The 18,725-nt window shown below is 45.2% G+C and carries 17 protein-coding genes; 10 read left to right on the top strand and 7 right to left on the bottom strand.

Translation table 11 applies throughout. The features are described from left to right. The first annotated feature begins 82 nt into the window (after positions 1 to 82). The gene (locus AC6H3C_RS06495) at positions 83 to 931 is read left to right on the top strand and encodes a hypothetical protein (protein WP_497519879.1); all 849 of its coding nucleotides are present in this window, start codon (positions 83 to 85) and stop codon (positions 929 to 931) included. Between the two features lie 161 nt (positions 932 to 1,092). Here the strand turns inward: AC6H3C_RS06495 and AC6H3C_RS06500 are convergent, their stop codons facing one another. From AC6H3C_RS06500 to AC6H3C_RS06530, 7 genes are all read right to left on the bottom strand, one after another. Then, positions 1,093 to 1,446, bottom strand: a complete 354-nt coding sequence (locus AC6H3C_RS06500; protein ID WP_497519880.1) for a GIN domain-containing protein — start codon at positions 1,444 to 1,446, stop codon at positions 1,093 to 1,095. Positions 1,447 to 1,568: 122 nt separating this feature from the next. Further along, positions 1,569 to 2,669 (bottom strand): DUF4097 family beta strand repeat-containing protein, encoded by a 1,101-nt coding sequence (locus AC6H3C_RS06505; protein WP_497519881.1) that lies wholly within the window; start codon positions 2,667 to 2,669, stop codon positions 1,569 to 1,571. A gap of 11 nt (positions 2,670 to 2,680) precedes the next feature. After that, on the bottom strand, positions 2,681 to 3,193 hold the full coding sequence (locus AC6H3C_RS06510) for a hypothetical protein (protein ID WP_497519882.1): 513 nt from the start codon (positions 3,191 to 3,193) through the stop codon (positions 2,681 to 2,683). Then, positions 3,190 to 3,741, bottom strand: coding sequence for an RNA polymerase sigma factor (locus AC6H3C_RS06515; protein ID WP_497519883.1), 552 nt, complete (start codon positions 3,739 to 3,741; stop codon positions 3,190 to 3,192). Before AC6H3C_RS06515 ends, AC6H3C_RS06510 begins: the two co-directional genes overlap by 4 nt. Positions 3,742 to 3,792: 51 nt before the next feature. Continuing rightward, positions 3,793 to 5,175, bottom strand: a complete 1,383-nt coding sequence (locus tag AC6H3C_RS06520) for a S41 family peptidase (RefSeq protein ID WP_497519884.1) — start codon at positions 5,173 to 5,175, stop codon at positions 3,793 to 3,795. Continuing rightward, complete coding sequence (locus AC6H3C_RS06525; protein WP_497519885.1) at positions 5,172 to 6,392, bottom strand: radical SAM protein; 1,221 nt, start codon at positions 6,390 to 6,392, stop codon at positions 5,172 to 5,174. Before AC6H3C_RS06525 ends, AC6H3C_RS06520 begins: the two co-directional genes overlap by 4 nt. 173 nt (positions 6,393 to 6,565) lie before the next feature. After that, complete coding sequence (locus tag AC6H3C_RS06530) at positions 6,566 to 6,760, bottom strand: hypothetical protein (protein ID WP_497519886.1); 195 nt, start codon at positions 6,758 to 6,760, stop codon at positions 6,566 to 6,568. Between the two features lie 417 nt (positions 6,761 to 7,177). Between AC6H3C_RS06530 and AC6H3C_RS06535 the strand changes: the two genes are divergently transcribed. The 9 genes from AC6H3C_RS06535 (at position 7,178) to AC6H3C_RS06575 (ending at position 18,687) form a co-directional block, all read left to right on the top strand. After that, on the top strand, positions 7,178 to 7,936 hold the full coding sequence (locus tag AC6H3C_RS06535; protein WP_497519888.1) for a hypothetical protein: 759 nt from the start codon (positions 7,178 to 7,180) through the stop codon (positions 7,934 to 7,936). A 12-nt stretch (positions 7,937 to 7,948) separates the two neighbouring features. After that, positions 7,949 to 9,250 carry an LVIVD repeat-containing protein gene (locus AC6H3C_RS06540; protein ID WP_497519889.1) on the top strand — a complete coding sequence of 434 codons (1,302 nt, stop codon included), beginning with the start codon at positions 7,949 to 7,951 and terminating at the stop codon, positions 9,248 to 9,250. A gap of 136 nt (positions 9,251 to 9,386) precedes the next feature. Then, positions 9,387 to 10,322, top strand: a complete 936-nt coding sequence (locus AC6H3C_RS06545) for a lytic transglycosylase domain-containing protein (protein WP_497519890.1) — start codon at positions 9,387 to 9,389, stop codon at positions 10,320 to 10,322. A gap of 5 nt (positions 10,323 to 10,327) precedes the next feature. Next, a complete protein-coding gene (gene uvrA / locus AC6H3C_RS06550) occupies positions 10,328 to 13,192 on the top strand; it encodes an excinuclease ABC subunit UvrA (RefSeq protein ID WP_497519891.1) in 2,865 nt (954 codons plus the stop codon). Positions 13,193 to 13,214: 22 nt separating this feature from the next. Next, entirely contained in the window at positions 13,215 to 14,879 is a 1,665-nt protein-coding gene (locus AC6H3C_RS06555; RefSeq protein WP_497519892.1) for a uridine kinase family protein, read from the top strand. A 133-nt stretch (positions 14,880 to 15,012) separates the two neighbouring features. Next, complete coding sequence (locus AC6H3C_RS06560; RefSeq protein WP_497519894.1) at positions 15,013 to 15,612, top strand: TetR/AcrR family transcriptional regulator; 600 nt, start codon at positions 15,013 to 15,015, stop codon at positions 15,610 to 15,612. 50 nt (positions 15,613 to 15,662) lie between these two features. After that, positions 15,663 to 16,283, top strand: coding sequence for a TetR/AcrR family transcriptional regulator (locus AC6H3C_RS06565; RefSeq protein WP_497519895.1), 621 nt, complete (start codon positions 15,663 to 15,665; stop codon positions 16,281 to 16,283). A gap of 27 nt (positions 16,284 to 16,310) precedes the next feature. Further along, positions 16,311 to 17,621, top strand: coding sequence for a TolC family protein (locus AC6H3C_RS06570; RefSeq protein WP_497519897.1), 1,311 nt, complete (start codon positions 16,311 to 16,313; stop codon positions 17,619 to 17,621). Between the two features lie 10 nt (positions 17,622 to 17,631). Continuing rightward, positions 17,632 to 18,687, top strand: a complete 1,056-nt coding sequence (locus AC6H3C_RS06575; protein ID WP_497519898.1) for an efflux RND transporter periplasmic adaptor subunit — start codon at positions 17,632 to 17,634, stop codon at positions 18,685 to 18,687. The last annotated feature ends 38 nt before the right edge of the window (positions 18,688 to 18,725 follow it).

The following is an 18,725-nucleotide window of genomic DNA, read 5'->3' on the forward strand; positions in this document are numbered from 1 at the left end:
CGACAGGTAACGGGAGGAATTTACATAAAATAAAATTCCTCCCGTTTCGTTATTTTAGGGTAAAAACTCAAATTTATTCATTATGAAAATTAAAGTGAAGCTATTGTACCCCGTCTTGTTAGGTGTTTTGATCTTTTTTTCATGTAACAAGGAAGATAGCAGCAAAGCTCCCGTAATTCCGCCATTTGAAACGATGGTGATCGATTTTGGCGAGATGACGGCGAGTTCCGCCAAATCGGCGACAGTTGAAGGACAAACCGAAATACTGACTAAAACAAATTGGGCTTATTCGGCTATTTCTGTCGGATTTTGGAATGTCATGATTGGTACCACCCTTGCCGTTCCGGTCGCATCGTTCCACGCGGCCTTTAATAAAATGCCGGTTCAGCTTGACGATCATACCTGGCAATGGTCTTATTCGGTTGACGGTTTTACCAGTCAGTATACTGCCCGCTTGGTTGGCGAAATTCAGACAAACCGGATTAAATGGGAGATGTATGTTTCAAAAACAGGAGTAAACCCGTTTGACGAGTTTCTGTGGTTTGAGGGAACTTCCAATACGGATGGGAAAAGTGGTCAGTGGATCCTTTATCTCAGCCCCGAATTTCAGGAAGAAGTCATTCAAATTGATTGGAAGAAAGAAGGAAACGATGTTGAAGAAGTGAAGTATACCTATGTTCGCGAACTCAATAACGACAGGATGCCGGATGATTATAAAGGCAGTTACCTGATTTACGGTTTACAGGACCAGGTTTTTGATGCTTTTGTCTCCATTCATGTTTATCAGAGTCAGTCCGACAATTTTACCGATTCATTTATAGAATGGAGCCATTCAGATTTCTCCGGTCGTGTAAAAGCCCTGGCTTATTTTGGCGATAATGATTGGCACTGCTGGGATTCGAACGGCAACGATCTGATTTGCGAAGAATAATTGCCGTTGAAAACATGTTGGGCCGACGAAAGTGAAGAACTTAAACACAAAGGCACAAAGTATTCAGATAAATTTCTTTGCGCCTTTGTGTTTGATTTGGTTTTCAAAACTTACCGAATTTAAAAGTCAGGCCAACAGTTAAGCCTTTCAGGATATCCGGGTCAGTCATGTCCAGGTCGAGGCCTGATGATGTAAAGTTTCTTCATATCGATCGGGAATTTGTTGTTGAGGTTGCGCGAGCGCCTGGTTTTGATCGTTAGTCGGGTGCCTTCGATGTTTGTTTCGATGTAGGGCAACAGGTTCGATTCGGCTGTGACTTCAATAGAGGGTTCATCTCCCGGCAATACATGTACCAGGAATGAGCCGGATGAACTGACCTGGTCAAAGTAAACCGCATCGCGCTCTTCCGTTTGCAAACGACCGTTCCCTTCTATCCCAAAATCATCGAAACACGAGGTTAATCCGGCAACCAGTGCCATTAAAAGCGCCATTAAGGTAAGTTTCATTGTTTTCATGCGTTTTCTGTTTTTGTTTTCTGAACATGGGGTGTCGTTGTTTTTGTTTTCAATTTCAATAAGACACACTTTTTGGGGTATGGTTGCGTGCAGATGAACAAATTGTGGCGCTGAAAGAAACGTCACAGTGTTTTCAACCGGATATTTCCGCCGGTGGCGTTTAGCTTAAGTTTTTCTTTTCCCTCTGTTTTCTTTACAAAATACCCGTGCAGCAGGATTGTTTGCTCTTTCTGGTTTATTTCGTCTTTGTCCGACACGGTAAATGATTCGTCGAGGTTTAGGCTCGATTTGGTTTGGGTGATTTCGAAATTGAACTTCGATTCGGGTGAAAAGTACAGGCTGATGTCGGTTGAGCGGCAGTCGACATACAAATCGCTGAAATCGGCCCCGATCTTTTCAATATCCAAATCACCGTAATTCAGGCGCATGGAGGCCCGGCCGGTCAGGTTTTCAATTCTGAAATTGGAGAAATTTGCCTCGGCATCGATCCTGCCGGTTTGTTTGATTCTGAATTTATCGCGCCGCGAATCAACGCGGAGGCTTTTATTCTCAATGAGCTCAATTGCCGATGATTTGCTTGTAATGGTCAACTGGCCCGATTCCTTGATATACACGTCGCTGTAATTCGCGTTGATCTTTCCCTGAGGAAGACTGTTGACCGACGCGCCGGCAAAGTTCAGGGTAATGGTTGTTTTGTTGGTCAGGTTGTGTGCTTTTAACTTACCGTTGCTCAGGTCGATGGTGGTTTCTCCTTTATAATCGTCCAAATAAATATCGCCGAATTTATTTTCAACTTTTAACGGGTTGCCTGCCGGCAGCCAGATTTTGTAGTTTATTTCGATGCTGCCATTATTTTGGAGCAGCGATTCTTTGAATCGCTGGAACTCGCTTTCGAGCTGCGTGCGGTTTTTGTCGGGCAGTGTGCGGATAATCAGGTAATGGGCGGTGTTGGTAAAATCGAAATCAATGTTGTCGAGCGATTTTTCGAGTTTCATGGCCTTTTTCATGTCCACCAGCATTTTCACTTCCACAACCACCGAATCTTTCGTCCAGGTATTGAGTTCGATCTTCCCGTACTTATTCGAAATCTCGATGGTGGTTTCGGGGGTTACCTTAAACGACCGTTTAAATTGGCGGGTTTCGGTAAATTGGGCCGTGGCCGTGTTTAGTCCGGCAAAACCAAACAGCAAGCATACAATCAGTTGGCGAAACTTATTTTTCATGATCATCACCTTTAGCAGTTAATTTGTTCCAGGACTTCGTCTACCAGCTTCAAACGGAAGCGGTTGTTCTCGATCATGGCTTCAATCACTTCTTTATTCGAAATGTTTTCTTTCAGGTCCTTCTTCAGTTCGTTGTACATGTGTTCCAGTTCCTGTAAGTCGTCTTCCACTTCCTCCTGTAATTCAGGATTTAGCCGGTAGCATTTACGGATTTCTTCCAGTTTCCCGTGAATTTGCTGGGCATAGTAGGCTTCGGCTTCCAGCAGTTCGCGCATTCCGGAATTGGCCTCGGCGCCCGGCCTGAGCCCGGCCCGGTTGAATAGCAGCGAGTGTACTACGATACCTGATCCGAGCAGGGCGACCGCCAGCACGGCGGCAATGCTCATCCAGCGGCGCGGCAGGCGTTTTTTGGCCTGCCCGGGCAACCGGCGGTTCAGCTTCTCCCAGATTTCGGGCGGCGGCGTATGAATATCGAACTCATCCCGGTGCCCCCTAACAAAATCTTCTAACCGATCATTCTTCATACTGTGCGCATTTGTTGTTCTTTCAATAAATCGTAAACCCTGCGTTTTGCCCGCATATACTGCGATTTCGAGGTCGACTCGGTGATGCCCAGTATACCGGCAATCTCGCCGTGGTCGTACCCTTCGAGCAGGTACAGAGAGAAAACAATCCGGCCGCCTTCAGGCAAATCATTCATGGCATTGAGGATCTGTTCTGTCGTAATTTCAGGCGCATTCACTTCATCATCAGTGGTCCGGTGGTCTTTGATCTCGTCGGAATAGACCAGCTCTATTTTCCGTTTTTTCAAGGCATTGATACAGGTTCGGATGGCGATGGTTTTCAGCCAGCTTCCAAAGCCCGACTCGTAACGAAAACTGTCGAGTTTGGTAAATGCCTGAAGAAATACTTCCTGCAGCATATCTTCGGCGTCCTCGCGATTGTTCATCAGGCGAAAGCACAGGTTAAACATCGCTTTGGAGTATAGCTGATACAACTGAAAACGGGCCTTGTCGTCGCCCCGTTTACAATCTTCAATCAACGATTGATGTATGAATGCCGCTTTGCCCAAATTGTTTTGTTTTCGCTAATAGAGACAAGAAAAAAGATGCAGGGTTGCAAATCAGTTTAAAAATTTCAGTTTTGCAATAATTTCAGATATTGTGTAATCATTTTCCAGAAAGATATCCGGAATAACGCCTTCATCAGGGGAATCCCCTCCTTGCTGGACAAATCTTTTAGGCGCCACAAAAAAATCGGTACCCATGCGTGGAAGCCGGAAAGTCAGATAATCGCCGTAGTAACGGATGGTGCCTCCTGTCGGCTGTCCAACCAGTTGCCCGAGTTTATATTCTTTCACCATTCCGGCAAAGGTAGCTGCGGCGCTGTATGTCCGGTTATTGATCAGAACAAAAACATTTCCGTCGAAAAAATCTGCTTCCGGCCCGGGGCAGTTCACAAACATGTTGTTGTCGAATATAAAAACCGTATCAACAGGCAGATTCGCTATCAATTTGTACGTATCGGGCTTTTTCTCCTGATAATATTGTTTTACTTCATTGCTTACCCGCAGGGCAATGGACTTGTATTGGGTATAAGGCGTTCGGATCAGATAGTTTAACAGGGAATCGACACTTCGGCTGTTTCCCCCGCTATTATCGCGGATATCAATAATCAGGTTTTTGCAGTTTACATACCTGATGGTATCGAATGCCTGCCGGAGAAAAGGGGCCAGATCATCGGCAAATTGTTTAATCCGCAGCAAAGCAAACGTCTTGGATTCCGGGAATGACAATTCATAGTTTCCCTGTTTTTTTTCAGGATAATACTTATTCTTCAACTCAAAGAAGCTGCTATTCGATATAGGGGCCGTGTTTATTGAAAAAATTGAATCAGGAGTGGCAAGCGAGAGATGATAACCGGTTTGTGCGCCAAAAAACATCCAGAAATAGAGGCCAAAATACCGTCCAATTTCCCGATCGTTAACTGCAACAGATTGTTTTTCCGAACCGGAAAGCCTTCTCATTTTCCAGAGTATTTCTTCAGAAGCAATGGAATTGATGGACTTGATTTCAGCCCTTTCAGCCAGAATTGACCGGTTATCGCCAAAATACTGATCAATCATGATCTTATCGTCCTTTACCCCGACAGTGAACGGCATTGTAACACCTCCATGCTGCATATATTTCATTCTTTCAGAAGAGGGAACTGAGAATCCGGTATGTCCGTCCTCCAGAAAAGACAATAAATGTGATATCCGGATAAAGCCTTCACTGAAGGTGATACTATCGGGAAGATCGCGTCGTACAGAGTCTGCACAGATCTTCCATTGGTCGTAAAATCCGGCATCCAGAAACTTTGGATGAACATGGGTGATTTTCTGCGTCAGGTACTGAATATCTTCCTCAAAATCTGCTTTGGAGAAATAAGTCGGCCGATACTCCTGGGCACTAATTTGAACATGCCAAGCCAGAACCGCCAAAAGAATGACCAGAATTTTTTTCATATAACAATTACCTTATTGGTTTTTATTTCGAAATAGATTTCAAGGAATGTCTCTAAATTACCTTTTGCAATATGACATAAATCAATATGGTCATTAGTCATCATTTTTTTTATAGACAAATGGGGGCATCCTCCTCCGCATACTGGTAGAAAGAAACATCCTTGGCATTCTTGTCTGTCAAATACGTCTGCCCCTGTTAAATATCTTGTCAGTAGTGTCGTATTGATTTCATCTTGGTTCGAAACATTCCCAATCGCTTCAGATTTCTTCCCCGTGTCTGTCCAGCATTTATAAATATCTCCTCGGGCGTCGATTAAATATCCATTGACCTGACGTGCAATACATTCGCCATTAAGCCTAATTGGAAAGAAATCCGGATTTTTAATCCCATACTTCTTAAATTGGTGAATGCTAAATTTTGAATATGCCTCATTATCCATTAGAACATCATCAACAGAGGAACAGGAACCATAAGTGTTTTTAACAATTCCTGGATAGATAGAAATGTTTATGTTTCCAAAGTCATTACGGATTCTTTGATAAATCTCATGGTAATATATCTCATTAGTTTTGTCAATATTGATCCGAATGGACAGAACCATTTTCTTATCTCTTACATATGGTTTTAATTTTAGTATATTGGAATAAATCACTGAAAAAGAATCATCTTTTGAAATATGGGGCCTCCGTTTGTTATGAATCTTTTCTGGTCCGTCAATTGTAATATGAATATCTTTGATCTTAAGGTCAATAAAACGATCAATGATCTCTTGGGAAAGTAGATAACCATTGGTTATAATGGAGGCATAATAATTTATATCTAAATTGTTGATCTTTTGTGTCAATGAGACCATTCTATCAAAATTTAAGAGTGGTTCACCACCAAACCACGTAATGTAAAGCCTTTTTACTTCCGTATGTCTCTTTATGAAGTGGATAACATGCTCTTCCGTTTCGTCGCTCATGTAGACTTTGGGCCTCGATCCTTCAAAACAATAATCGCAACATAAATTACAATGTAATGTTGGAGCAATTGTGAGATTTAAGAAGCTTTTGTCAAACCTCTTCATATGTTTTTGCAACTTGATATGTAGAAATTCATCATAGTCACTCTCAACAAGTATTTTTGCTTTTCGCAACTGAATAATTTCATCTTCCGAGAAAAATAAAGATTCGGGACTATCACTGTTCTTATATTTTTCAAACAGAGAAGCCATTTCATTATCGATCTGTGCAAAACAATTTGTCAACGAATTGTATAAAAGATATCCGTGTTTTTCTGAGTGAAATAAAAGTTATATCTTGACCACATTGGATAGCGTTGTTATTTTTTAATGTAGTACTGGAGCCTGGATTTAAGGTCAGACTCCAATACTGGATGAATTAAGATTTAAGCTAAATTGGTGTGACAAGAACACCCCCATTCTTTTCCGCAAACAGCATCACAAGGTGGCTCCATATTATCCTTTGTGCCACCTCTGGTCTTTAAGAGTTCATCGTTAGACAATCTGAAAAATTGAGGAAACATTCTTTTTTCAATGTTTTTCTCTTCTTTTGGGTCTTCTATAAATTTGATTTTTTTCATGTTAATTAATTTAAAAGTTAGACTAATTTTGAGCCATAGGTTCTTTTATGTTTTTAAAATTATGAAATCCTTAGTAAAGCAAATGAGATTTTTTTGTTTTTTTAACATCATTTAATCCTTGCTATTTTGAGACTTGTGTGCGACTTAGAAGGCAATCATCGAAAAGCACAATGATAAACTATAGGATGTCTTTTTTTGTTAAGAAAGACATTCCTGTTCCCTTTTAACCGGAGATCTACGCGACCCCAGTCGTGCTTAGCTTCATGTTTGCGTAAAAAATTTGGGTGCCCAATTATCATCGTAAGAAAGCTGTTCCAATTATGAATGTTCATGGAGTTGCCAGTTTTTTATTTCGTCACGCAACCTTTTTACCTCATCCGTCATCTGCCTGTTGTACTAACCCTAAAATCGTGTTGCATGAAGAAAATCGCCTTGCTTGTTGTACTTCTGTTTATTGCGTGCGGGGCTTTTGCGCAGAAACAAAAGAAAGAAATCATCTACCTGAAAAACGGTTCGGTGATCAAAGGCCAGCTTGTGCAGGTCGACGATGAAAAAGTGGTCGTCCATTCGGCGCAAAACACCTGGGTGTTCAAACAGTCGGAGATCGATACGGTTGCGTCGAAATGGCTGTCGGCGCCCCATGAACCTGTTACCAAAGCGTGGTTTTTCAAAACAACCCTGGGCGTGTTGCCCGGCGGCTCCGACAATACAAAAGAAACCCCCTTTTCGTTCGACGCCTCGCTTAATGCCCGGCTGTTTGCCAATCTGTACGTGGGGCTGGGAGCGGGAATCGACTTCCTGGAAGAATCGTACCTGCCTGTTTTCATGAACCTGGAATACCAATTCCGCCAATCGCGCTTTACTCCCTTCGTGGGCGTTCAGGGAGGTTATCTGCTCCCGGTCGACGGCGAAGTGAACATGCAAAACGGATATTATTACTACGATATTCTGCCGTATTCGTCCTATTGGCCGTATCCGCAGCAAATGCTCGACAACAAAGGCGGGCTGATGCTGAACCCCTCATTTGGTTTTGTAAGCCACATTAATCCCAACCTGGGTATTTCGCTGGCCTTTGGTTACCGTTTCAGCCAGGTAACTTTTAAAGGAGATAACAGCTACGAGCTGGAAACGAATTACAACAGGTTGTCGGTACGATTGGGAATTTTATTTAATTAGAACATGAAAGCGATGCAAAACAAATCAATTTATACCAGCCTGATCTTCTTACTCATGATCTTATTTTCGGGCTGTCAGGATAAAATATACGAATCGTTTATGGCGAATTCGCCGGTTTATCTCGGTTACGACGAATTACGGGAATCGGTAAAAAAAGAAGCATCCCGGGCCATCACGAATCCCGGTAAAATTTATTTCAAAGATGATTTCCTCTTTATTAATGAAGAGATGAAAGGGGTACATGTGCTGGATGTTCATAATCCGGCCAATCCAACAGCCGTAGCGTTTATCAACATCCCCGGAAATGTGGATATTGCGATCAGGGAGAATGTTTTATACGCCGACAGTTACGTGGACCTGGTGGCGGTTGATGTATCCGATTTAAACAACATCCGCGAAGTTGGGCGGATTAAAGATATTTTCCCCTACACCGTTCCCGAGTACAATACCGATTACCGGCTGGCCGAGGTAGACCAGAAAAAAGGGGTTGTTGTTGACTGGGAGATCAAACAGGTGAGAGAGCGGATCAATCAGCACTATTATCCTATTTATTATTACCGGTCGTATGCCGAAAAACTTTCTTACGACATGGCGAATTTCTCGTCGGCGGCCGGAGGGGTAGGCGGCAGCGGGACCACCTTTGGCGTTGGCGGCTCGATGGCCCGCTTTGGCATGTACGACAGCTATTTGTATGTGATTGACAATTACCAGCTCTATACCTTTCATATTGCCAACCTGGACAGCCCGGTTAACCTGGGGAAGAAAAGCATCGGCTGGAATATCGAAACCATGTTTATTTACAACAAGCACATGTTTTTAGGAACGCGAAGCGGCATGTTGGTCTTTAGCCTGGAGATTGCCCAAAACCCGACCTATGTGAATCAGTATTCGCATATCACCAGCTGCGACCCGGTGGTTGTGCAGGACGATCTGGCTTATATTACCCTGCACGACGGCGGCTGGTGCGGGCGCTCGGTGAACCGGCTGGATGTGGTGGAAATGAAAGACGGTTACACGAAGATGACTATGCTGGCCAGTTACCCGATGGCTAATCCGCACGGGCTGGGTATCGACGGCGACCTGCTCTTTCTGTGCGACGGCGATGCCGGTTTGAAGGTGTTTGATGCTTCCAATCCCTTACAGATTTCATCCAATAAAATCGCCGAGTTTCCGAATATCAATGCTTACGACGTGATTCCGGTCAACAACTACCTGTTTATGATCGGCGATGCCGGCTTTTATTTATACGATTACAGTAATGTGCAAAATATACAGTTATTGTCAACGATTCCCGTTTCAGCTAGTCATGACTAGTGCGTTAATTTCAATTACTCAATCCGGTCAAAATCTTTTGGCCGGATTTTTTGTTTATGAATTTATCTGTCCGTCAGGTTGAATGAACTGAGTAAAACTACTATTTTTGCCATTTAGCTAATTTTGAAAGATGAGTATGAAGAAGATATTTAGCCGCTTATTGTTGAGTCTTGTTCTTCTGGCCTTACTGGCCGGAGGATATCACTTTTTCGAATCGTCGACTTATCCGAAAACGGACAGTCATTCATCCGGGGAACCGGAAGTACATACACCGGTAAAACTGCCCGACAGCTTATTTTTTGCCGGCGAACGGGTCCCGCTCGAATATTTCGACGTGCGCGAAAGCCTCGACCGGGAGTTGCTGGTCAACAGTTATTTTCATTCGCAAACCATTCGTTTTCTGAAAATGGCGCCCCGGTTCTTCGCCATCATTGAGCCGGTATTGCTGGCCGATTCCATCCCCGCCGATTTTAAGTACTTGGCGCTGGCCGAAAGCGGTTTTGATCCGCGCGCTGTTTCTCCTGCCGGGGCGGTGGGTTTCTGGCAAATTTTGAAAGGAACGGCCACCGATTTAGGACTGGAAGTTAACAACGAGGTAGACGAACGCTACCACATAGAGCGGTCGACCCTGGCCGCCTGCCGCTACCTGAAAGATTCGTACAAAAAATACCGAAGTTGGGCCCTGGTAGCCGCTTCGTATAATGCCGGGCGCAGTTTTGTCGACCGGCAGATCAGCAGGCAGGGTGAAACAAGTTATTACGACCTGCTGATGGGCGAAGAAACCAGTCGTTACGTGTTCCGGATTATGGCCCTGAAACTGATCATGGAAAATCCCGAAGCTTTTGATTTTAAGGTAAAAGACGATGAAAAATATCCCGTATGGGATACCCGGACCATCGACATTAACACTCCGGTAAAAGACTTTGCAGAATTTGCCCGCGAACACGGAACAAACTACAAAATATTGAAGATGCTGAACCCCTGGCTGCGCGAAACTTACCTGACCAACGCCAAGGGCCGGACTTACACGATAAAATTGCCGGCTGAAGGGTTTCGGACGAAAACAAATTGATGGACATGCAGGAAACAGAAACAATAACTTTGACGGACGAGTTGATCGGTCAGGAAGAAAAGATTGTGGTGCACGGGGCACGGGTGCACAATCTTCAGAATATCAATGTGGAAATTCCGCGAAATAAGCTGACCGTTATTACGGGGCTGAGCGGCAGCGGGAAGTCGTCCCTGGCTTTCGATACGATTTATGCTGAAGGCCAGCGCCGCTATATTGAGACATTCTCGGCTTATGCCCGCTCATTTTTGGGAAATATGGAACGCCCGGATGTGGATAAAATCACCGGTTTGAGCCCGGTCATTTCCATCGAGCAAAAAACTACCAATAAAAATCCCCGCTCAACGGTTGGTACGGTAACCGAGATATACGACTTTTTACGTTTGTTGTATGCACGGGCGGCCGATGCCTTTTCGTATCATACGGGTGAAAAGATGGTCAAATATACCGACGACCAGATCCTGAAGCTGATTTCGGAACATTTTGCCGGCAAACGGATCCTGGTGATGGCTCCCCTGGTCCGCGGGCGTAAAGGGCATTACCGCGAGCTTTTTGAACAGATCCGTAAAAAAGGCTTCCTGTATGCCCGCATCGATGGTGAGGTGCAGGAACTAAAGCCAAACATGCGCGTCGACCGTTACAAAAATCACTTTATTGAGGTGGTTGTCGACCGGTTGCTCATTGAAGAGGGAAGCGGTAAACGGCTGAAAGATTCGGTTCACATGGCCATGAAACAAGGACACGGTATTTGCCTGATCCTGGATCATGAGTCGGGAGAGGTAAAATATTACAGCCGGCAACTGATGTGCCCCACTACCGGGATTTCGTACAACGAACCGGCGCCGCACAATTTTTCGTTTAACTCGCCGCAGGGCGCTTGTCCCAAATGTAACGGGCTGGGCCAAATTGCCGAGATTGATCTGGAGAAGATTGTGCCCGATCCGTTGTTAAACATTGCCAAGGGGGGAATTGCTCCGCTTGGCCCGCAAAAAAATACGCTCATCTTCTGGCAAATCGAAGCGCTGGGCGAGAAATACGGTTTTACACTGAAAACGCCGGTTAAAGATATCCCAGAAGACGGATTGAACGCTATTTTGTACGGGACCAACGAACGGATCACGCTGAAAAACTCACCCTTGGGTTCTTCTGTGAATTACATGATGACTTACGAGGGAATTGTGAAATACATTGACAGCCAGCGCGATGATAATCCTTCCAAAACGGCGCAAAAGTGGGCTAACCAGTTTATTCGCGAAAAAACCTGCACCGAATGCGACGGACACCGGCTGAAAAAGGAATCGTTGTATTTCCGGATTGATCAAAAAAATATCTCGGAGCTGGCCCAAATGGATATTTCGGAGTTAAGCGCCTGGTTTTTGGATTTGGAAGACCGGATCAGCGATCGCCAGCGAAAAATCGGAGCTGAGGTGATCAAGGAAATCCGCACCCGGATCAGCTTTTTGCTTGACGTGGGTTTGGAATACCTGTCGCTCAACCGGGCTTCGGCCACGCTGTCGGGCGGAGAATCGCAGCGTATCCGGCTGGCCACGCAAATCGGTTCGCAGCTGGTTAATGTGTTGTATATTCTCGATGAACCGAGTATCGGGCTGCATCATCGCGATAACCTGCGTTTGATCAATTCGCTGGAAAAACTTCGCGATACCGGGAACTCGGTCATTGTGGTGGAACACGATAAAGATATGATGCTCTCGGCCGATTATCTGATTGATATGGGCCCCTATGCCGGACGTCATGGCGGCGAAGTGGTAGCGGCCGGAACACCACAGGAGGTGCTGAAAGCCGGAACGCTGACATCGAAATACCTGAACGGAGAGCATCAGATCGTGGTGCCTGAAAAAAGAAGAGCTGGCAACGGGAAAGAACTTAAACTCAGCGGATGCAACGGCCACAACCTCAAAAACGTGCAGGTGAGCTTTCCCCTGGGCAAGCTGATCTGCGTGACCGGCGTTTCGGGGAGCGGCAAGTCCAGCCTGATCAACGGGACATTGCAGCCGATTTTAAGTCAGCATTTTTTCAAATCGTTAAAAGATCCGCTGCCCTACGAGAAAATATCGGGATTAAAATATATTGATAAAGTAGTGCAGGTTGATCAGTCGCCGCTGGGCCGAACACCGCGATCGAATCCGGTGACCTATACCGGCGTATTTTCGGATATCCGGGCCTTGTTTGCCCAACTGCCCGAAGCCAAAATCAGGGGGTACAAACCGGGGCGGTTTTCGTTCAATGTAAAAGGAGGTCGTTGCGAAGATTGTCAGGGCGGCGGACTGAAACTGATTGAGATGAATTTCCTTCCCGACGTGTATGTCCATTGCGACAGTTGTAACGGCAAACGATACAACCGCGAAACGCTGGATGTCCGTTATAAAGGAAAATCAATCAGCGATGTCCTGGATATGACCATCAACCAGGGCGTTGATTTTTTTGAAAGCTTACCGTCTATCGTACACAAGTTAAAAACCCTGCAGGAAGTCGGGCTGGGTTACATCACCCTTGGCCAGTCGTCAACCACCCTTTCGGGCGGCGAGTCGCAACGCGTGAAACTGGCTACCGAGCTGGCTAAAAAAGATACAGGCAAAACCCTGTACTTACTCGATGAACCGACAACAGGCCTTCATTTTGAGGATATCCGCGTCCTCCTGGACGTGCTCTACAAACTGGTTGACCGCGGGAATACCGTAATTGTGATTGAACACAACATGGATGTGATCAAAGTCGCCGATCACATTATCGACCTCGGTCCGGAAGGCGGGCGGGGAGGAGGGCAGGTGTTAAGCGCCGGAACGCCCGAGGAAATTATCAAAAACAAAAAATCGTATACGGCTAAATATCTTAAAAATGAATTAGCTTTATAAGCCATTTTCTGAATCAACAGCTATGAAAACCATCGACATTTATTGCACAAACACGAATACCGTGAAGTCGTATCCGTTGGGAATCACCCTGGATGAAATCAAAGACGATCTGCAGATAAAACTGAGCAACCCGGTTTGCGGGGCATTGGTAAACCACAAGGTGAAAGAACTTTCTTTTGCAGTGGTCAAATCAAAGAAAGTAGAGTTTATCGACTATACCCATGTCGACGGACGGCGATTGTATGTACGCTCCTTATTGTTTCTGCTTTATGTCGCCGTTCGCGAAACATTTCCGCAGGTTAAACTGAAGGTGCTGAACGGAATCAGCCAGGGCTACTATTGCGAACTGATTGGCCTGGGCCGCCCGGTCAATGATTCGGATATTTTTGAGCTAAAAAATGAAATGCGCGAGTGGGTCAGGCGCGATTTACCCTTCGAAAAACGAGGTTTGCTGACCGAAGAAGCGGTTGAAGAACTGACCAGACAGGGTTTGGAAGAAAAGGCCAAGTTGTTTGAGCAGCAAGGACTGTTGTTTTCGTATTTGTATTACCTGAACGGCTATGCCAATTATTTTTACGGGCACCATGTTCCTTCAACCGGCTACCTGTCTACCTTCGATATTGTCCCTTATTTTGAAGGCATCCTGTTGCAGGTTCCCAAACCGAATTCATTTAACGAAGTGCACGAGGTTATTCTGCAGGAGAAATTGTTCGGCATTTTTAAGGAACATAAGAAGCGGGCAGAACTGCTTGATGTACCTAATCTGGGGCAGCTGAACGAGTACACGGCAAACGGGAGCGGCGGCGATATTATCAAAATATCGGAGGCCCTTCACGAAAAGAAAATTGCCGAGATTGCCAATATGATTGACGATCGCCGGGATACGGTGAAGGTGATCCTGATTGCGGGGCCTTCGGCTTCCGGAAAAACGACTTTCAGTAAACGTCTGGCCGTTCAGCTGGCGGTCAACGGCATTATCCCTCATATGATTTCGCTGGATGATTACTTTGTTGACCGCGAGCATACCCCGCTCGATGAAAACGGGAACTATGATTTTGAAGCGCTCGAAGCCATTGATGTTGAGTTTTTTAACCGGCAGCTGTTGCAGCTTTTTAACGGCGAAGAAGTTGAATTGCCCCGCTTTAATTTTATCCTGGGCAAAAACGAGCCTTCGGGTACAAAATTACGCCTGGGGAATGGGCATTTATTGATTGTTGAAGGAATACACGGCATGAATCCCGGGCTGATGCCGCATATTAAAAACGGACGCAGCTTTAAAATTTTCCTTTCGGCCTTAACGCAGATCTCGCTGGATGATCACAACCACATTTCTACCACCGACAATCGCTTGATCCGGCGGATGATCCGCGACAGCAAATACCGGGGTTACTCGGCTGCCGATACCATCAAGCGCTGGCCCAGTGTGAGAACCGGCGAAGAAAAAAATATCTTTCCTTACCAGGAGAACGCCGATGTGATGTTTAACTCGGCCCTGATTTACGAACTGGCCGTTCTTAAAAAGTACGTTGAACCCTTGCTGAAAGCGGTTCCCGAAGCCATTGAAGAATACTGCGAGGCCAATCGCCTGCTGAAATTTTTCAGTTACTTCCAACACATCGACGACAGTGAAATCCCGCCAACATCGCTGATTCGCGAGTTTCTGGGAGGGAGTAGTTTCAGGTATTAACATTAGCAGTTACGCGGCAACGCTTTGCAGAAATGATCGGTTAGCCGGTCATTTTTTTTTGAGTTCAGAAAAAAAGTTCAGAAAACTTTAATTGTTTTTAAAGTTTTATTTACCTTTGTCAAAATTTTTAGAGATGGAAGTTCGTGACAGAATTATAGAAGAAGCATCCAAACAGTTTTTAAAATTGGGCATCCGGACCGTAACGATGGACGAGATTGCGGTTAATCTGGGGATTTCAAAACGAACGGTTTATGAAACGTTTAAGGATAAAAAAGAATTAATTCAGACCTGTCTGGACGGATTTAGTGCCTATCATGAGCGGCGGAACAACGAGGTCATTGCCACCTCCGCCAATGTCATCGAAGCGATTTTTACCTTTCTGAAAGAAGGGATTAAGGCGATTAATTCGATTAATCCCGCTTTTTTCTACGATTTGAGGAAATATCATTCGGACATTTGGGAACCACATTATAAAACCAGCCAGGTGAATGGTTATAACCGGACCTACCGTTTATTGCGCAAAGGAGTGAATGAGGGTTTGTTCAGGAAAGACATCAATATTCCCATTGTGGCCAGGTTGTTTCATGTCCAGATCAATATGCTTACCGATGAAAGTTTCTTTCCACCCGAAGAATATTCTATTTCTGAGGTATTCAGTACACTGATGATCAATTTCTTTCGTGGAATTGCCACGACCAAGGGCATTGAGCTGATTGATCAACTGGAACATTAATTTTTTTTATTTTCAGAAAACTTTAAAAAATATAAAAGTGTTCAACGTTTATGATTGATGATGAAGCAATAATCAGGCGAACCTTTAGCTTGTATGCAAAATACGGTATCAAGAGCATCAGTTTGGATGAAATTGCCCGGGATATGGGTATTTCAAAGAAAACGATTTACGCCCATGTGAAAAATCGGGATCAGTTGATTGAGCGGGTTGTTGAATTTAGTATCCGGCAATTTGTGCAGGGGCTACGTAGCCTGATTAAGCCTTCCGACGATGTTTTTACCCAATTGGGCGTTTTTTATGCTTATCACATTCAACAGTTACGCAGCTTCAATCCTTCATTCTTGCCCGACTTGAAAAAAGTAAACTGTAAACTTTTTAACCGGATTAAGCATGTGAGGGATCATCGTATTTATGGACTGGCCGAGGAAATTCTGCAGCAAGGGATTCGGGAAAGCCTTTTCCGGGACGATCTGGATGTGAAATACATTTACCTCAGTCAAATGGCAAAAGTATCGGCGCTTTCCGGCGCCCCGGTTTTTGACGAAAGAGGTCCTGATTTTGAGCTGGTTCTTTTCAAATTAATCCTGAATGAAATCAGAGGGATGACTACTGAAAAGGGCTTCAGGAAGATGGACGAGAAATACGACCAGTTACTTCAGTTAATAAAATAGAAACAAACAATCAAGCAATTTTCGAACATGAAAACGAATCTGTTCTTTTTAACGGCGCTGATTTTACTCGTTGGCGGAACAGCCGGGGCGCAGCAAAAATTGTCGCTCAGCCTCGATGCGGCCAAAGTGTACGCCCTGAATTACAACAAAACGATGATTAATTCGGGGCTTTCGGTTGATCAGTCGCAGGAGAAACTCCGCGAAGCCATTGCCGCCGGTTTGCCCCAGGTGAATGCCACTACCGACTACACCAACGCGATGGGGGCAAAAATCAGCATTCAGTTTGATGAAAATGCGCCGGCATCGCAAATTCCGATTAAACCAACCAGCAATTTTAACCTGCAGGTCGGGCAGTTGTTATTTAGCGCCAATTACCTGGTTGGCCTTCAATCGGCAAAAATTTACAGGCGAATAACGGAGAAAGACCTGGAAAAGAACGGGCAGGAAATCGTCAGCCAGGTGATCGACAGTTATTACCTGGCGCTGGTTTCGGACGAGTCGGTTAAAATCCTGGAATCCAACACATCAAACCTGGACGATGTTTACCAACGAACAAAACCGATGGTTGAAGTAGGTATGATGGAGAAAGTGGAACTGGACCAGTTGCTTGTCCAGGTGAATAGCCTGAAAAATACCCTGAAAGCTGCACAGCGCCAGGCTGAAGTGGCCAGAAATATTCTTCGCCTGCAGCTTGGAGTATCTGCCGAAACTGAGATTGAACTAACCGATACCCTGGTTGATCTGCTGACAGAGGGAAGTATTCCGGAAAGCCTGGGCAAAGCCTTTTCGCCCGAACAAAATGTTGATTACCAGTTGTTGGAAATCCGGGAAGAAATGACCGAAAAGCAGGTTGATCTGAGCAAGGCAAGCTATTTACCCACCTTGTCGGGCTACTATTCGTTTACCCATAAACTTTTGAAGCCGGCTTTCGATATGTCGCCGGCCCACCTGGTTGGTTTGAATCTGAATATTCCGGTTTTCTCGGGCGGAGAACGCCGGTCAAAAGTAAAACAGGCCGAAATCGACCTGGAGACCATGCGGAATAACAGGGCCCTGTTGCAGGATCAGCTGGGAGTTCAGTACCGGCAGCTAAGTTACAATCTGAAGAATGCGCTGGAAACCTACGAGCTTCAGAAACAAAATGTGGAAGTATCGCGCGAGGTTTACAAACGCCTGAAGCAGAAGTTTGAGCAAGGGGTCATTTCAAGCCTGGAACTGACAACGGCCGACAACAATTACCTCAAATCCGAATCCGATTTTTTACAGGTGAAACTGGAGTTGCTGCAGGCTCAAAACGAATTAAATACACTGACGGGGGAATACAAAACAATTAAATAATGCGAAGAAAATGAAACAGTTAAGTGTTGTTTTTTATTTGATAACGGCGATCGGGTTGGGTTTCAGCTCATGTACGTCGGAAGAAACAAAGGGCGAACAATCGTCCGTTGTGAAGTCAACTGGTATTGAGCGGGTGCGGGTCATCCGCTTGCAGCAGGAGGAAATTGACCGGGTGGTTGAGTATTCATCAACATTACAGGCGCTCAATGAAGTACATATGGCCCCCGCCTCGCCCGGAAAAATCGAAGCAATCCATGTGGAAGTAGGCGACCGGGTCAGAAAAAACCAGGTACTGGTTCAAATGAATGATGCCCAACTGGTGCAGGCCCGTATTCAAAAAAACAACCTCGAAACCGATTATTCCCGCTTGCAGGTGCTCAATCAAACCGGAAGTATTTCGAAACAGCAGTTTGATCAACTCGAAAGCCAGTATGAATCGGCGAAAGAGAATGTCGCTTACCTCGAAGATAATACCAGCTTGTTGGCTCCGTTCGACGGCCTCGTGTCGGGTAAATATTTCGAAGCCGGCGAAATGTACTCCGGCTCCCCGGTGTCGTCGATCGGAAAAGCAGCTATCCTGTCGGTCATCCGGACTGACAAGCTTAAAGCAGTCATCAGCGTTTCCGAAAAATATCTTCCGAATGTTAAAAAGGGAATGAAAGCCGATGTCCGTTTTGATGTGTACCCCGATCAGGTGTTTGCCGGCGAAATTTTCCGCATTGCGCCCACCATCAATCCGCAAAGCCGGTCATTCGAGGTGGAAGTGATGCTGACCAATGCCGATAACCGCTTACGGCCGGGCATGTTTGGCCGGGTTTCCCTTAGCCTCGAAAAAACACAGGCGCTGGTGTTGCCTTCCATTGCTGTACTGAAAATGCAGGGATCAAATAACCGGTATCTTTTTGTGGACCAAAACGGTAAAGCCAAACGGATGGAAGTGACTGTCGGAAAACGTTATGACGACAAGGTTGAGGTGATTTCCGACCAGTTACATGCAGGCGATAAAATCATCATCGAAGGGCAGCTCAGGTTATTGGATGGGGTTGATGTGCAGGTGGAAAACTGATCGCTGTTCAGTTGTCAAAATCAGTTTTAAAGAAAACG

It is taken from the genome of Gaoshiqia sp. US2, from assembly GCF_059705485.1.

Coding starts and splice junctions, on each gene's coding strand:
- AC6H3C_RS06495 (WP_497519879.1), top strand. CDS start 83: ATGAAAATTAAAGTGAAGCTATTGTACCCCGTCTTGTTAGGTGTTTTG.
- AC6H3C_RS06500 (WP_497519880.1), bottom strand. CDS start 1,446: ATGAAAACAATGAAACTTACCTTAATGGCGCTTTTAATGGCACTGGTT.
- AC6H3C_RS06505 (WP_497519881.1), bottom strand. CDS start 2,669: ATGAAAAATAAGTTTCGCCAACTGATTGTATGCTTGCTGTTTGGTTTT.
- AC6H3C_RS06510 (WP_497519882.1), bottom strand. CDS start 3,193: ATGAAGAATGATCGGTTAGAAGATTTTGTTAGGGGGCACCGGGATGAG.
- AC6H3C_RS06520 (WP_497519884.1), bottom strand. CDS start 5,175: ATGAAAAAAATTCTGGTCATTCTTTTGGCGGTTCTGGCTTGGCATGTT.
- AC6H3C_RS06525 (WP_497519885.1), bottom strand. CDS start 6,392: ATGGCTTCTCTGTTTGAAAAATATAAGAACAGTGATAGTCCCGAATCT.
- AC6H3C_RS06530 (WP_497519886.1), bottom strand. CDS start 6,760: ATGAAAAAAATCAAATTTATAGAAGACCCAAAAGAAGAGAAAAACATT.
- AC6H3C_RS06535 (WP_497519888.1), top strand. CDS start 7,178: ATGAAGAAAATCGCCTTGCTTGTTGTACTTCTGTTTATTGCGTGCGGG.
- AC6H3C_RS06540 (WP_497519889.1), top strand. CDS start 7,949: ATGCAAAACAAATCAATTTATACCAGCCTGATCTTCTTACTCATGATC.
- AC6H3C_RS06545 (WP_497519890.1), top strand. CDS start 9,387: ATGAAGAAGATATTTAGCCGCTTATTGTTGAGTCTTGTTCTTCTGGCC.
- uvrA (WP_497519891.1), top strand. CDS start 10,328: ATGCAGGAAACAGAAACAATAACTTTGACGGACGAGTTGATCGGTCAG.
- AC6H3C_RS06555 (WP_497519892.1), top strand. CDS start 13,215: ATGAAAACCATCGACATTTATTGCACAAACACGAATACCGTGAAGTCG.
- AC6H3C_RS06560 (WP_497519894.1), top strand. CDS start 15,013: ATGGAAGTTCGTGACAGAATTATAGAAGAAGCATCCAAACAGTTTTTA.
- AC6H3C_RS06565 (WP_497519895.1), top strand. CDS start 15,663: ATGATTGATGATGAAGCAATAATCAGGCGAACCTTTAGCTTGTATGCA.
- AC6H3C_RS06570 (WP_497519897.1), top strand. CDS start 16,311: ATGAAAACGAATCTGTTCTTTTTAACGGCGCTGATTTTACTCGTTGGC.
- AC6H3C_RS06575 (WP_497519898.1), top strand. CDS start 17,632: ATGAAACAGTTAAGTGTTGTTTTTTATTTGATAACGGCGATCGGGTTG.